Origin of the sequence: Mongoliitalea daihaiensis, from assembly GCF_021596945.1 — a bacterium.
In the GTDB taxonomy this organism is placed as follows: Bacteria; Bacteroidota; Bacteroidia; order Cytophagales; family Cyclobacteriaceae; genus Mongoliitalea; species Mongoliitalea daihaiensis.
The window spans coordinates 3,268,582-3,280,826 of sequence record NZ_CP063779.1 but is presented as its reverse complement, the minus strand read 5'-3'; the positions used below and the strand labels follow the sequence as shown (position 1 = coordinate 3,280,826).

Here is a 12,245-nt window from a genome sequence, read left to right as displayed (position 1 = left end):
TCATAAAAAGATTAGATTCGGTCTTCTGGAAAAACTTTGATTTTGCTTCTTCGGAATTCCTTCAAACTATAATTAATATTGATCCACAAAAATAAGCCATGATTGATGCGAAGGGTTTCTGGATTAGGAGTAGCAACCCGAATATGATAACCAGGAGAAACCGTTACAAACTTTTTTTGAAATGAAAACAGCATAAAAACCCGATGCTCAAAAGGATTATCAGCTAGTGCAGGTCCTACGGTAAACAAAGACTCATTGAATAGAGTCGTAGAAAAGTTTACATGCGGACTTATCAAATCTCTCCAATTGTATCGCACGCTTGCGTTGAATCGCAATCGATGATTTAATTGATAACTGTCCAACAACTCGGTACTTGAGAACTGTTGTCTAAATCGCATGTCGTGCCGATATCGGAAGGAAGCAGATAAATTACCTTTCCCTGGTGGACGGAATACCACCTGCCCCCATGGTCTTCGCTCGTTTCGAATCAGGTCACCTGCAGAAAAAGGAGTTGTCAACCCAAGTCCGGCATAACCCATAGTTGCAGACCATTGTTGATTATTACTATGATACGTTAATCCGCCCCTGACAATTAAAAATAATTCTGGCACATGATGTGAATCAATCCATAAGGACCAGTTTTTCGCAAGTTGACCCGAAGTCATTAAGCCATACCAAACTTCTGTATTGATAGATACATCTCGCTGGGCAGTGGATGTTCCACTCAGCAGAATAAAAAAAAAGAAAAAGACGATTTTTTTCATATCAAAAATCAAATTTAAAATTCAAAGTGTAGAATAACTAGTGAAAGCAATCAAATATTTAGGTCTTCTTCCTAATAAAGTGAACTCATCCATTTAAATATCCATAAAAAAATATGAATTTTGCAGGTATGATAGAACACGAACATCCTATGAAGACCAAGTTGCTACTTGCTGGACAGGAAGCTTTAAAAGCTCAGATTCTAGACATAAAGCAACAGCTTACAGACTTGCAGGAATCTTCTGAGATAGAAGAGAAAAGCTCCGCAGGCGACAAATATGAAACCCACCAAGAAATGCTTAACCAAAGTAGAGAAATCCTCCAAAAAAGGTTGTCTACCTCAAAGTTGATGTTAGCACAATTGAATGCAGTTTCTGTAAAACCTACTGATCGTATTCAGGAAGGAGCGGTATTTGAAGTCATGATGGGGAATATTTGGGTCTCAACTCCTTATGGTAAACTTGCTGTGGATGGCAAAGACTATCAGCTTGTATCACAAGATTCTCCATTGGTCCAAGCCCTTTGGGGTAAGAAAAAAGGCGAATCTTCCGAGTTTAGAGGAAAGCCAATTGTTATCAAGGACCTTTATTAAACCGCTTATTAAGCGGTTTTTTTATTGGCTAGAAAGATGATCAATGCAGAAGTAACAAACATGATTAAGCTATAAATTGCAATTGGGATGGTCATTTCAGAATTTTTCAAAAGTGTAGCTGCAATCATTATTCCTAAGGTACCATTTTGGAGACCAGATTCTATGGCAATTGTCAATCGCTGACGCTTTGACAACATAAACAACGTTCCTAAAAAAAAAGCCAAGATCAAGGTTGCAATATTCAATGCCAAAGAAACTGGCCCTGCAAGGATAAAGAATTCGACAATTGACGCTCGCTCTTTCAAGATCGCAGCAATCAAAACTAGGGCAAAAAGAACCGCAGAAGCAATCCTAACTGGCTTATCTGCTTTCACTGAAAGCAAAGGAAACTTTTTCTTCAAAAGCATCCCTATCGCTACAGGTATGACTGTTACACCCATGATCTGAATGATTGTTTGAAATACAGGTAAGGTCACACTCCCCTCCTCTCCAAAAAAGCCAATCGAAAAATTAACAATTAATGGAATAGAGACTATAGTGATAAATGAACTCACAGCAGTCAAACTGATCGATAAAGCAACATCTCCTCTTGACAGATGGGTAATCAAGTTAGAGGTCGCTCCACCTGGGCAAGCGGCTAAAATCATGAACCCTACGGCAAAAGTACCACTGAGACCGAAGAGTTGAACGAGTGCAAAAGCAACCAACGGAAGTAAAATCAATTGATTTAATAAACCCAAACCAATAGCTTTGGGGTAGACAATGATATTCTTGAAATCTTTCGTAGTCAATGAAAGCCCCATACCTAACATGATAAATGCCAAGGCTAAGGGTAAGAAAACTGCAGTTAATATACTGTCTTGCATAGGTGTTAAGCTTTGGTGATGCAACCATGAATCATGTAAAAGTCTGGAAAAACTCTCCAAACTCTTTCTAAATAAAGAATTTATGCTGAAATTCTAGCAAAAATTTTTAGATTTCCCAACAAGAAGTTCAAAATGAGCGTTTTAATTCACAGAAAATCAAATGAAACACTGATGAAAAGGATGTTGGTATTATGTGTTGCTTTTACCGTACTTAGTTGTATGGAACAGGAGACACTTGTTCCTTCCGGGAGTCAGCTTTTACGAAATATTGACTTGTCCAATTCTTTGGATAATGTAAGCCCTTGGACTTCTGTGGCAGCAGTACCATTTATAGTAGGCGTATCTGATGAAGAGTACTTTACTGGAAATCGATCTCTTTTCTTAGAAGGTACCGATAGCCTTGCTAGATCCTCAGTAGCTTGGGTGCAACATTACACAGGCCCAATGCCCAATGGAAATAGGAGGCTACGATTGCGCGCGATGATCAAAGGGGAAGATATTCGTCTCAATAGTGTTAACTCCAATGTTTGGATGACGATCAGAGCTTGGCCTGCAGAAGGAGCAGGTGGTACAATTGGCAGATCGGTCACAAGTCAACGAAGCAATTTTATAGAAGGCACATTTGACTGGACCCCATTTGAACTGACGCTGCCCAATTTTCCTTCCGATGCCAATCGCATCAGTGTATTTTTAGTCATGGGACCTAGGACCACAGGAAAGATTTATTTTGACAACATCACCTTAACAGTGGAATAGGTTTAAAGAATACCTTTTTCAGGATATTTACCTTTAATGGTTCTGCCAAAAGCCATCATCTCTTCGATTTGGGCGTGGATATCTCCGTTCGGATAAATTACAGGGCCAATACCTGCTACCTTATTTTTATAATCCAAAAAGCCAATCACTACAGGTACTTCTGCCCCTAAGGCAATGTGGTAGAAGCCTGTTTTCCATTTGGGAGCATAACTTCTCGTACCTTCTGGAGTTACCATGATGACCAATTCATCAGCCTCTTTGAGCATGGTAGTCATGGCTTCAGTATAGGTTTGCTTTCTGCCACCCGGAATTCGTTTTCTATCGATAGCAATACCTCCCAGACCTTTGATCAACCATCCCAAAGGTCCCACCATAACTTCTTTTTTGATTGTAAATTGAACAGGTATATCCATCAAATAGAAGGCCGCTCGGGCATAGAGCAAATCCCAGTTGCTTGTATGAGGAATCGCAATTAAAACAGCTTTTTTTAAACCATCAGGCCAGCCAACCTTTAACTTCCATCCAGCGACCCAAAAAACAAATCTTGACAAGAGTTTCATCATAGCTTTTTAATTGTTAGTCCAGGCTAATATAGTTTCATTTTGTTCGATAAATTTCACTGTAGCATCATACCCAGCTTGAAAAATCTCAGGTGCTTTTTTATAATCAAATACCCCATATCTCGCCAAGCCTTGTGGTTCTATGAAGTAATCGCATTTATTTTTCCGACTATACACGTTGTAATTCATCGACATAATGACTGTACGTTCGATGAGATTTTTGATGTTCTTGATATTGTGTTCATCGGGTAGATGATTACTATTGACGCCAATAATTACATCACATACCCCATCCAAGGGCTCCACAGGAAGATTGTTTAACACCCCTCCATCCACATAATAATGTTGGTTGATTTTGATCGGATCAAACATACCAGGAATGCAGGAGGAGGCCATGATTGGTGGTATCAACTCCCCTTCGGAAAAGTAAACCACTTTTGACCGCTTAATGTCTGTCGCTGCAACGGCTAAGGGAATCTGAAGTGCTTCAAAAGAATTCTCAGGAAGGTATTTTTCATACAACTCCTGTACAGTTTCCATTCGAAGCAAACCCGTCAACGAAATCGCAGGTCGTATAAATTTAAAATAATTTGTTTTGATGATGATTTCTAAAATCTCATCAGGAGAATACCCATGACAGTACAAAGCACCTGCGATAGCTCCAGCAGAACTCCCACTAAATCTATTGGGAAAAATAGAGTAATTATTCAGTGCTTTCAGTACACCCAAATGTGCGATACCTCGGATCCCCCCTCCAGAGAGTACGATTCCAACCTTCTTATTAGATTTCATTTAACGCAAATGTTTGATCTAACCGAACACCTCTTTCTGTATGTCTCACCGTACAGCACTCATTTTCTGAATCATGCTCAAAAAATATAATATACTCGTTATCAGCAGCTTCTTCCAAAAACTTCTTTTTTTCCTCCAAGGTAATTAAAGGTCGGGTGTCATAACCCATTACATATGGAAGTGGAATATGTCCTACCGATGGTAACAAGTCAGCAGCAAATACGATAGTTTTCCCCTTGTACTTAATCATAGGAATCATTTGTTTGTCCGTATGTCCATCAGCAGTGAAAAACGAAAAATTTTCAGTCAATGAAGGATTGTTAAGATCAACAAAATTTAATTGTCCACTCTCTTGAATTGGAATAATATTTTCCTTCAAAAACGAAGCTTTTTCTCGTCCGTTGGGTACTATTGCCCACTCCCAATGATCCTCATTTGACCAGTAACGTGCATTTGGAAACACCATTTCAAACCTATTCATATCATCACCACGGTAGGCTACACCACCCCCACAATGATCAAAATGTAAATGAGTGAGAAAATTATCGGTGATATCAGAAGCTTGAAAACCGGCCTTTTTTAGACTGCTTTGCAAAGAATCCTCCCCATGTAGATAATAGTGAGAAAAGAATTTCGCGTCTTGTTTTGAACCAATGCCATTGTCTATAAGGATCAGACGATTTCCATCTTCGATTAACAAGCAACGCATCGCCCAAGTGCAGAGGTTTTTTTCATCTGCTGGATTTGTTTTGGACCACAACACTTTTGGTACAACACCAAACATAGCCCCTCCATCCAATTTAAAAAATCCAGTATTGATTACATGTAATTTCATTACTTCTTAAGGAAATAAAAAACCCTGACTATGCATTCATAAACAGGGCTCGTATAGTAACTATTCTTCAAAAACACCCATGGAGCAGAATTTATCAATACGTTGATCAATTCTTTTTTCCGGTTTGATTTTATCGAGTTCTTTTAAGGCATCCAAAATCGTTTGCTTGATTGTGTTAGCCATTTTTTTCATGTCTTTATGTGCGCCTCCTAGGGGCTCTTCGATAATCCCATCTATCAAGCCATTTTTCTGCATATCTATAGCTGTTAGCTTTAAAGCTTCGGCTGCTTGCTCTTTGTAGTCCCAACTTCTCCATAAAATGGATGAACAAGATTCTGGAGAAATCACCGAATACCAAGTGTTTTCAAGCATAAAGACTTTGTCACCAATGGCAATTCCCAAAGCACCGCCAGATGCACCTTCACCAATAATAATACAAATAACAGGAACCTTCAGCATAAACATCTCTTTCAAGTTGCGCGCTATAGCCTCACCTTGACCTCTCTCTTCTGCTTCGAGGCCTGGGAAAGCACCTGGAGTATCTATCAAGGTAACAATTGGCTTTCCAAATTTTTCTGCCATCTTCATCAAACGGAGAGCCTTTCTGTAACCTTCTGGGTTAGCCATTCCAAAGTTACGCTCTTGTCTTTGCTTGGTATTTCTACCTTTTTGCTGACCAATAAACATGACAGTCCTGCCTTCTACATCTCCTAGACCACCAATCATTGCTTTATCATCCTTGACAGTTCTGTCTCCATGAAGCTCAATGAAATCATTAGTGAGTTCATAAATGTAGTCTAGCGCATATGGCCTGTCTGCATGTCTTGAGAGCTGCACACGCTGCCAACGGGTGAGATTTTGAAAAGTTTCTTTTTTCAAGGATAGTATTTTTTCCTCCAACGACTGTATTTCATTGCTTAAATCTATGTTCTTCCCCTTTGCTAAATCCTTCATTTCTTGAAGTTTAAGCTCCAAATCAGCAATCGGTTTTTCAAATTCTAGCAACATATTTTAATTTTTTAACTTAGGCAAAGATAATGATATTCTTTTGAAGTAAAATTCTCGTCGATTTTTCCATCCAAATAGTTGCCCAACAATAAATAAAAAAAGCCTAAAAGGATTTGTTTCTCTTTTGTATATTTCAAATCTATTAATTTGTGATGAAAGACCTGAGAGCGTTTTTAGTAAAAATTTGTCTCATGAGTCTAACCATATTGCTGATTTCATTTAAAAGCAATGCTCAATTGTCCACTGTGGGTAAAGAGTTTTGGTTAGGATTTATGGAAAATAACCGAGTTATAGCCGCTAACCCTGCTAATTCCTCCAATGATGTGGGAATAATTATCATTACCGCTGAAGAAACTAGCTCTGGGGTCATCCAATATGCTACATCCACAATCAATTTTTCTTTGAATCCTGGAGAACAATTTATCCACAGAATTTTAAATTTTGATATTTTACATCGTACATCAGGAGTTGTTGAAAATAAAGGTGTTTTCATCTCAAGTTCGGGAAATATAGCTGTTCATGCCTTTAATGAACGATTTAGATCAGCTGATGGGACGGTTATACTTCCTGTGAGTGCTTTGGGCAAAGACCATTACATCACTTCTCATTATGAGTTTATGAGCTTACCGCTGAACTACAACCCTAACATCAACGATGAAAGCCTTTTATTGGTGGTAGCCACCGAAGATAATACACGGGTGGAAATAACACCTACTGTATTTACACTCAGTGGAAATGCTCCAAACAACCCATTCACCATCACACTCAATAAAGGACAAAGTTATCAAATCAAAGCTCAACAAGATCTTACGGGTACCAGGGTTCGAGTCGTTGGAGACAATGCGGATGATTGTAAAAATATTGCGGTTTTTGGTGGAAATAAATGGACTTCCGTAGGGGAATGTGGATCTGCCAATGATCATTTATACCAACAAACCTATCCAATATCCACCTGGGGTACTGCATATGTTCATGTCCCTTTGGCAGGCCGATCGTCTGGGGAATTAGTGAAAGTTCTTGCCTCCGAAAATAATACTTCCGTCTCTGTAAATGGGACTCAAATAGCCACTTTGAATGCAGGTCAAGCACGTACCATTTTATTTGGGAGAGAAGAAACTGCTTTCATCGAAACATCAAAACCAAGCGCTGTAACTGTTTTTTCAAAAAGTCAACAATGCAACGACGTCAATCAGCCATTTTTTCAAAATGGTGATCCTTTTATGATCACTTACAGCCCAACTAATCAACGCTTGAGTAGTTTGACTTTCAATGCTATCCAACTGCCTTCGATTACTCAGCATTTCGTCACGATCATTGTGCCGAGTGATGCAGTAAATCAGACCGTTTTAGATGGATCTACAGCTATTGGTAATCAATTTCAAGCTATCCCTGGTACAGATTTTTCATTTGCACGACCCCAAATCAATCAGGGGGTTCACAGGCTTGAAAATCCACAAGGATTTATTGCCTACGTTTATGGTTTTGGTGAAATAGAATCGTACGGATACTCGGCTGGTGCAAAATTGGAAAACTTAAACTTTGAGATTGAGCCTCAATATGATTTTGAGGTGGAAGGAAGTCGGATAGCCTGTCTCAATCAGGAAGGCCTTTGGGAAATTTTCCCTGAAAATGATTTATTCACCTATTTTTTATGGGATTTCGGCGATGGAAGCCCCATCGAAGAAGGAAAAATCGTAGATCATATTTTTGAATCTCCCGGCACCTACGAAGTAGCGGTGATTGCTGCTTTAAGTCCCAACAGCTGCGATGAGCAACAAACGATTCGATTTGAAGTCAGGGTACTTGAAATTTTAGGGGAAATAATTGGTCCTTCCAATGCTTGTCCCGAGACAGATGAGATAACATATTCATTCCAAACAGATTCTGATTTTTCAAAAATTGAATTTAATGTAGAAGGTGGGACAATTACATCCGTAGATGAAGCAAGCGGACAAGTAACCGTTTTATGGGGATCATCCAATCCTTCTGCAAAAGTTTTAGCGAAACCATTTACATTGGAGGGGTGTCCTGGTGATACCATTGAATTAATGGTAAGCATCAATCAGGTCATTGATTCATCTCTTCCCACAGGATCAACAAAAATATGTTACAATCCAAATAGCCCAGATACCTATTCAATTCAAAATCCACTAGAGGATCGAATGTACGAATGGTTTGTCACAGGAGGAATCTTCGTTAATGGAAATATTAGCTCAACTGTAGATGTACAATGGACGAATCCTGGTGAAATTGGAGAGCTTTGGTATACCGAGGTGAGTACTTTGGATAATTTATGTGCAGGAGAATCTCCCAAGTTACAAGTTGTAGTAAACCCTTTGCTTACGGCTAGCCTCGCAAACCTAGAATTGGTAAGCTGTTTTGGAGGTAGTGATGGGGTTATTGAGCTCAATGTTCAAGGTGGAACTGCTCCTTACACCTTCCGTTGGTCTCATGACTCCATTTTAAATGCTCCAAAAGCAGAAGATTTAAGTGCTGGAACTTATGAAGTGCAAGTGATCGACGATTTGGGATGCGAAATAGTAGTTGAAAGTATTGAGATCGCTGAGCCTGATTTACTGGAAATAATTAGTATCACCACAGAACCTACTTCATGTTTTGGGAAGGATGACGGGGAAGCAAGAATCACTATTCAGGGTGGAACAGCACCATTTTCCATCAATTTCCCAAATGCCTTCATTCAAGGTAATGAGCTATTTTTAAATGATCTCGAGGGTACAAGCTATTCCTTGGAAATAAGCGATGCAAACGGCTGTACCATTCCTCTGCTATTTGACATAAACTCCCCTCTTCCATTGGAAGTAGGTGTACGTATTATTCGTCCAGCTTGCCCAGGACAGTTCAACGGTGAGTTACTTGCAGAACCTACGGGAGATTTCAGTCCTTTTATTTTCTCATGGGATTTTGACAACGGCACTGATGCCATTTTATCAAATATACCAAAAGGGACCTACACGGTAACTGTACGCAATCAAAGTGGATGCGTAAGTGTAGGTACGGCAGACATGATCGAAGCAAGACCTCAAGTTCGGATGCCTACAGGTTTCAAACCTTCAGATGGGGAATATATGGGAGTATCTAACTGTGATTTAAGCTTCAATCTAAAAGTTATAAATCGCTGGGGGCAATTAGTTTATTCTGGGGATACAGGATGGAATGGCTTGATAGACAACAGTCCTGCTCCTCTTGGTAGCTATGGATATGTCTTCACCTACAATTACTTATTTGAAGGAGAATTGGTCGAAGAAGAGATCAAAGGTATCGTTACACTCATCCGGTAGGATACTGATTGTTTTGAAGGCTTTAGTATTGACTGCAAAGGGAATATTGTAGCTTTGCAAAAGTATAAATTATCGAATCGTGGCTGCAAACGTCTTATTACTCACTCCTCCATTTACACAATTAAATACGCCTTATCCTGCTACTGCATACATCAAAGGATTTTTAAATACATTGGAAGTAGATTCCTATCAAGCAGATTTAGGAATTGAAGTCATTCTCAAGCTTTTTTCTCGTCAAGGAATACAGGAGCTTTTCGATTCAGTTTCACTTGAAAAAATCAATCAGGCATCTTCAAATGCACAACGGATTTACTTTCTACGAGAAGAATATACTCTTTGTATAGAGCCAGTTATTAATTTTTTGCAATTTAAAAACCCAACGCTTGCTTACACCATTTGTGATGGAGACTTTCTCCCTCAAGCTTCAAGATTTGAACAATTGGATGATTTAGAATGGGCTTTTGGCACAATGGGTGTTCAAGATAAAGCTCGACACCTTGCTACACTTTACTTAGAAGATATTGGGGATTTTATTCAAGAGCTAGTGGATCCATTCTTTGGATTTAGCCGGTATGCAGAACGGCTGGGAAGATCTGCTGTAAACTTTGATCCCATTGAAGCAGCTTTGCAAAGCAAACCTACTTACATAGATACCTTGCTACTAGATATTCTAAAGGACTTACTTGAACAAGTAAACCCAACCTTGGTTTGCATGTCTGTTCCTTTTCCAGGAAATTTATATGGAGCCTTTCGAATTGGGAAATTTATCAAAGAAAACTACCCTTCCATCAATGTAGCCATGGGAGGAGGCTATCCAAATACCGAACTGAGGAGCCTCAAAGAGCCCCGTGTTTTCAAATACATAGATTTCATCACCTTAGATGATGGAGAGCGTCCTTTACAAAACCTCCTAGAATACTTGAATGGAAAGCGAAGTGTAGAACAGCTGAAACGTACTTATGTGCTTCAAGACAAGCAGGTAATTTACAAAAACAAAGCATTGGAGCGGGATATTCCTTTCAGCAATACTGGAACACCTGACTACAAATATCTTCCTCTAAATAAATACCTCAGCGTCATAGAAATAGCAAACCCTATGCATCGACTTTGGTCAGATGGGAGATGGAATAAGTTAACGATGGCACATGGATGCTATTGGAAAAAATGCACCTTTTGCGATATCACACTAGACTATATCAAAAACTATGAACCTATTTCCGCCTCTATTATTTGCGATCGAATTGAGGAGTTAATTACACAGACAGGGGAAACAGGATTTCATTTTGTAGACGAGGCCGCACCCCCAGCTCTTATGCGGGAATTGGCATTAGAAATACTTAAGAGAAAGTTGAAGATTTCTTGGTGGACAAATATTCGCTTTGAAGAACGCTTTACCTACGATCTATGCAGACTTTTAAAGGCGTCAGGTTGTATCGCAGTATCGGGAGGTTTGGAAGTAGCATCAGATCGCTTATTGGAACTAATGAAAAAAGGTGTGACAGTTGCGCAAGTCGCACGCGTGGCAAATAATTTCACAGCTTCAGGAATTATGGTGCATGCGTACCTAATGTACGGATTCCCTACACAGACTGCCCAAGAGACCATTGATAGTTTAGAAATGGTACGCCAGTTGTTTGAAGAAGAGGTGCTTCAATCCGGTTTTTGGCACTTATTTGCCATGACCTCCCATGCCCCTATTGGCTTAGAGCCTGACAAATACAAAGTTATCCGTACAGGACCGGAAAAAGGTTTATTTGCAGATAATGATTTGAGTCACGAAGATCCACTTGGTACGGAACACGAGCGATTTAGTCAAGGACTCAAAAAAGCTTTATTTAACTATATGCATGGCATCTGTATGGATTATCCACTTCAGGAATGGTTTGACTTTAAAGTGCCAAAGCCTACTGTTCCAAAAAATTTCATTCATCAATCCATTCATCATGCACTTCCTCTACCCCTGAAGCAAAATCACAAGGCTGTTTGGTTGGGTGGTCGAGTATCCTTAAAAAAGACTGCTTTTCAGAAAAAAGGAAAAAAAGTAGAGCGTTTTTACTTGGAAGCTCAACAGAAAACTCAAACCATACAAATAAAAATTGGTACTAAAGAATCAAGATGGATTGAAAAAATCCTAAATCAAAACCTGCTTCAAATGCACGAAAAAGAAATGACTTTTATGGAATTTTCACAACAATTTGAGGAGGCAAACTTAGGATCTCTTGACGTTTTTATTCAAAGCTCAGTATTTCAAGATCTTTCGGACGCTGGTTTATTATGGGTATAAAATGAAAAACCCAGCTCAAAGAACTGGGTTTTCACTCACTTTAACCACTAACAACCATAAAACAAATTCATTATTTTTCCAACAATTCGAAAACTAAAGGAAGTAACAATGCATTTATTGTAGTCCGTACGGGAATCGAACCCGTGTTTTATCCGTGAAAGGGATACGTCCTAACCCCTAGACGAACGGACCATATCTAATCAATGAGGGGCAAAAAAAGACACTGATAAACAGTGCCTTTTGTAGTAGTCCGTACGGGAATCGAACCCGTGTTTTATCCGTGAAAGGGATACGTCCTAACCCCTAGACGAACGGACCATTGTGTTTGAGAAAACCCCTTTTTTGAAATGGTGATGCAAAGATAGGAAGACGATTTTATTTTACAATACCCTGCCAGAAAATATTTGGTTTGATTGATTCAATAGACTGAAAATAAGGACAAAAAATTAATTTTAGGCTTTAAATCCCAACTTTACTAACTTCGCCACTCG

General features: G+C 39.2%; 10 protein-coding genes and 2 tRNA genes. 4 read left to right on the top strand and 8 right to left on the bottom strand.

Annotation, left to right across the window (positions count from 1 at the left end):
* Positions 1-11: 11 nt before the first annotated feature.
* A complete protein-coding gene (locus IPZ59_RS13890; protein WP_236136647.1) occupies positions 12-764 on the bottom strand; it encodes a DUF2490 domain-containing protein in 753 nt (250 codons plus the stop codon).
* 113 nt (positions 765-877) lie between these two features.
* Between IPZ59_RS13890 and IPZ59_RS13885 the strand changes: the two genes are divergently transcribed.
* On the top strand, positions 878-1,354 hold the full coding sequence (locus tag IPZ59_RS13885) for a hypothetical protein (protein WP_236136646.1): 477 nt from the start codon (positions 878-880) through the stop codon (positions 1,352-1,354).
* Between the two features lie 8 nt (positions 1,355-1,362).
* Here the strand turns inward: IPZ59_RS13885 and IPZ59_RS13880 are convergent, their stop codons facing one another.
* A complete protein-coding gene (locus IPZ59_RS13880) occupies positions 1,363-2,220 on the bottom strand; it encodes a bile acid:sodium symporter family protein (RefSeq protein WP_236136645.1) in 858 nt (285 codons plus the stop codon).
* A gap of 132 nt (positions 2,221-2,352) precedes the next feature.
* Here IPZ59_RS13880 and IPZ59_RS13875 point away from each other — a divergent pair, with 132 nt between their 5' ends.
* The gene (locus tag IPZ59_RS13875) at positions 2,353-2,976 is read left to right on the top strand and encodes a hypothetical protein (RefSeq protein WP_236136644.1); all 624 of its coding nucleotides are present in this window, start codon (positions 2,353-2,355) and stop codon (positions 2,974-2,976) included.
* Positions 2,977-2,978: 2 nt separating this feature from the next.
* Here the strand turns inward: IPZ59_RS13875 and IPZ59_RS13870 are convergent, their stop codons facing one another.
* From IPZ59_RS13870 to IPZ59_RS13855, 4 genes are read right to left on the bottom strand one after another with little or no spacing between them, the layout of a single operon-like run.
* Entirely contained in the window at positions 2,979-3,539 is a 561-nt protein-coding gene (locus IPZ59_RS13870; RefSeq protein ID WP_236136643.1) for a 1-acyl-sn-glycerol-3-phosphate acyltransferase, read from the bottom strand.
* A gap of 6 nt (positions 3,540-3,545) precedes the next feature.
* Positions 3,546-4,328, bottom strand: a complete 783-nt coding sequence (locus tag IPZ59_RS13865) for a patatin-like phospholipase family protein (protein ID WP_236136642.1) — start codon at positions 4,326-4,328, stop codon at positions 3,546-3,548.
* Positions 4,318-5,163, bottom strand: coding sequence for an MBL fold metallo-hydrolase (locus tag IPZ59_RS13860; protein ID WP_236136641.1), 846 nt, complete (start codon positions 5,161-5,163; stop codon positions 4,318-4,320). Before IPZ59_RS13860 ends, IPZ59_RS13865 begins: the two co-directional genes overlap by 11 nt.
* 60 nt (positions 5,164-5,223) lie before the next feature.
* Positions 5,224-6,171, bottom strand: a complete 948-nt coding sequence (locus IPZ59_RS13855; protein ID WP_236136640.1) for an acetyl-CoA carboxylase carboxyltransferase subunit alpha — start codon at positions 6,169-6,171, stop codon at positions 5,224-5,226.
* A 191-nt stretch (positions 6,172-6,362) separates the two neighbouring features.
* Here IPZ59_RS13855 and IPZ59_RS13850 point away from each other — a divergent pair, with 191 nt between their 5' ends.
* Together IPZ59_RS13850 and IPZ59_RS13845 are read left to right on the top strand one after the other, a co-directional pair.
* Complete coding sequence (locus IPZ59_RS13850) at positions 6,363-9,470, top strand: PKD domain-containing protein (protein ID WP_236136639.1); 3,108 nt, start codon at positions 6,363-6,365, stop codon at positions 9,468-9,470.
* A 79-nt stretch (positions 9,471-9,549) separates the two neighbouring features.
* Positions 9,550-11,754 (top strand): B12-binding domain-containing radical SAM protein, encoded by a 2,205-nt coding sequence (locus tag IPZ59_RS13845; RefSeq protein WP_236136638.1) that lies wholly within the window; start codon positions 9,550-9,552, stop codon positions 11,752-11,754.
* A gap of 120 nt (positions 11,755-11,874) precedes the next feature.
* Here IPZ59_RS13845 and IPZ59_RS13840 read toward each other — a convergent pair.
* Both IPZ59_RS13840 and IPZ59_RS13835 read right to left on the bottom strand, forming a co-directional pair.
* Positions 11,875-11,946, bottom strand: a tRNA-Glu gene (locus IPZ59_RS13840).
* A 54-nt stretch (positions 11,947-12,000) separates the two neighbouring features.
* Positions 12,001-12,072: transfer RNA gene (locus tag IPZ59_RS13835), tRNA-Glu, on the bottom strand.
* Between the last annotated feature and the right edge of the window lie 173 nt (positions 12,073-12,245).

Bases quoted from the DNA above. Each gene is read 5' to 3' on its own strand.
- IPZ59_RS13885 (WP_236136646.1), top strand. From the start codon at position 878: ATGAATTTTGCAGGTATGATAGAACACGAACATCCTATGAAGACCAAG.
- IPZ59_RS13890 (WP_236136647.1), bottom strand. From the start codon at position 764: ATGAAAAAAATCGTCTTTTTCTTTTTTTTTATTCTGCTGAGTGGAACA.
- IPZ59_RS13875 (WP_236136644.1), top strand. From the start codon at position 2,353: ATGAGCGTTTTAATTCACAGAAAATCAAATGAAACACTGATGAAAAGG.
- IPZ59_RS13865 (WP_236136642.1), bottom strand. From the start codon at position 4,328: ATGAAATCTAATAAGAAGGTTGGAATCGTACTCTCTGGAGGGGGGATC.
- IPZ59_RS13870 (WP_236136643.1), bottom strand. From the start codon at position 3,539: ATGATGAAACTCTTGTCAAGATTTGTTTTTTGGGTCGCTGGATGGAAG.
- IPZ59_RS13850 (WP_236136639.1), top strand. From the start codon at position 6,363: ATGAGTCTAACCATATTGCTGATTTCATTTAAAAGCAATGCTCAATTG.
- IPZ59_RS13880 (WP_236136645.1), bottom strand. From the start codon at position 2,220: ATGCAAGACAGTATATTAACTGCAGTTTTCTTACCCTTAGCCTTGGCA.
- IPZ59_RS13855 (WP_236136640.1), bottom strand. From the start codon at position 6,171: ATGTTGCTAGAATTTGAAAAACCGATTGCTGATTTGGAGCTTAAACTT.
- IPZ59_RS13860 (WP_236136641.1), bottom strand. From the start codon at position 5,163: ATGAAATTACATGTAATCAATACTGGATTTTTTAAATTGGATGGAGGG.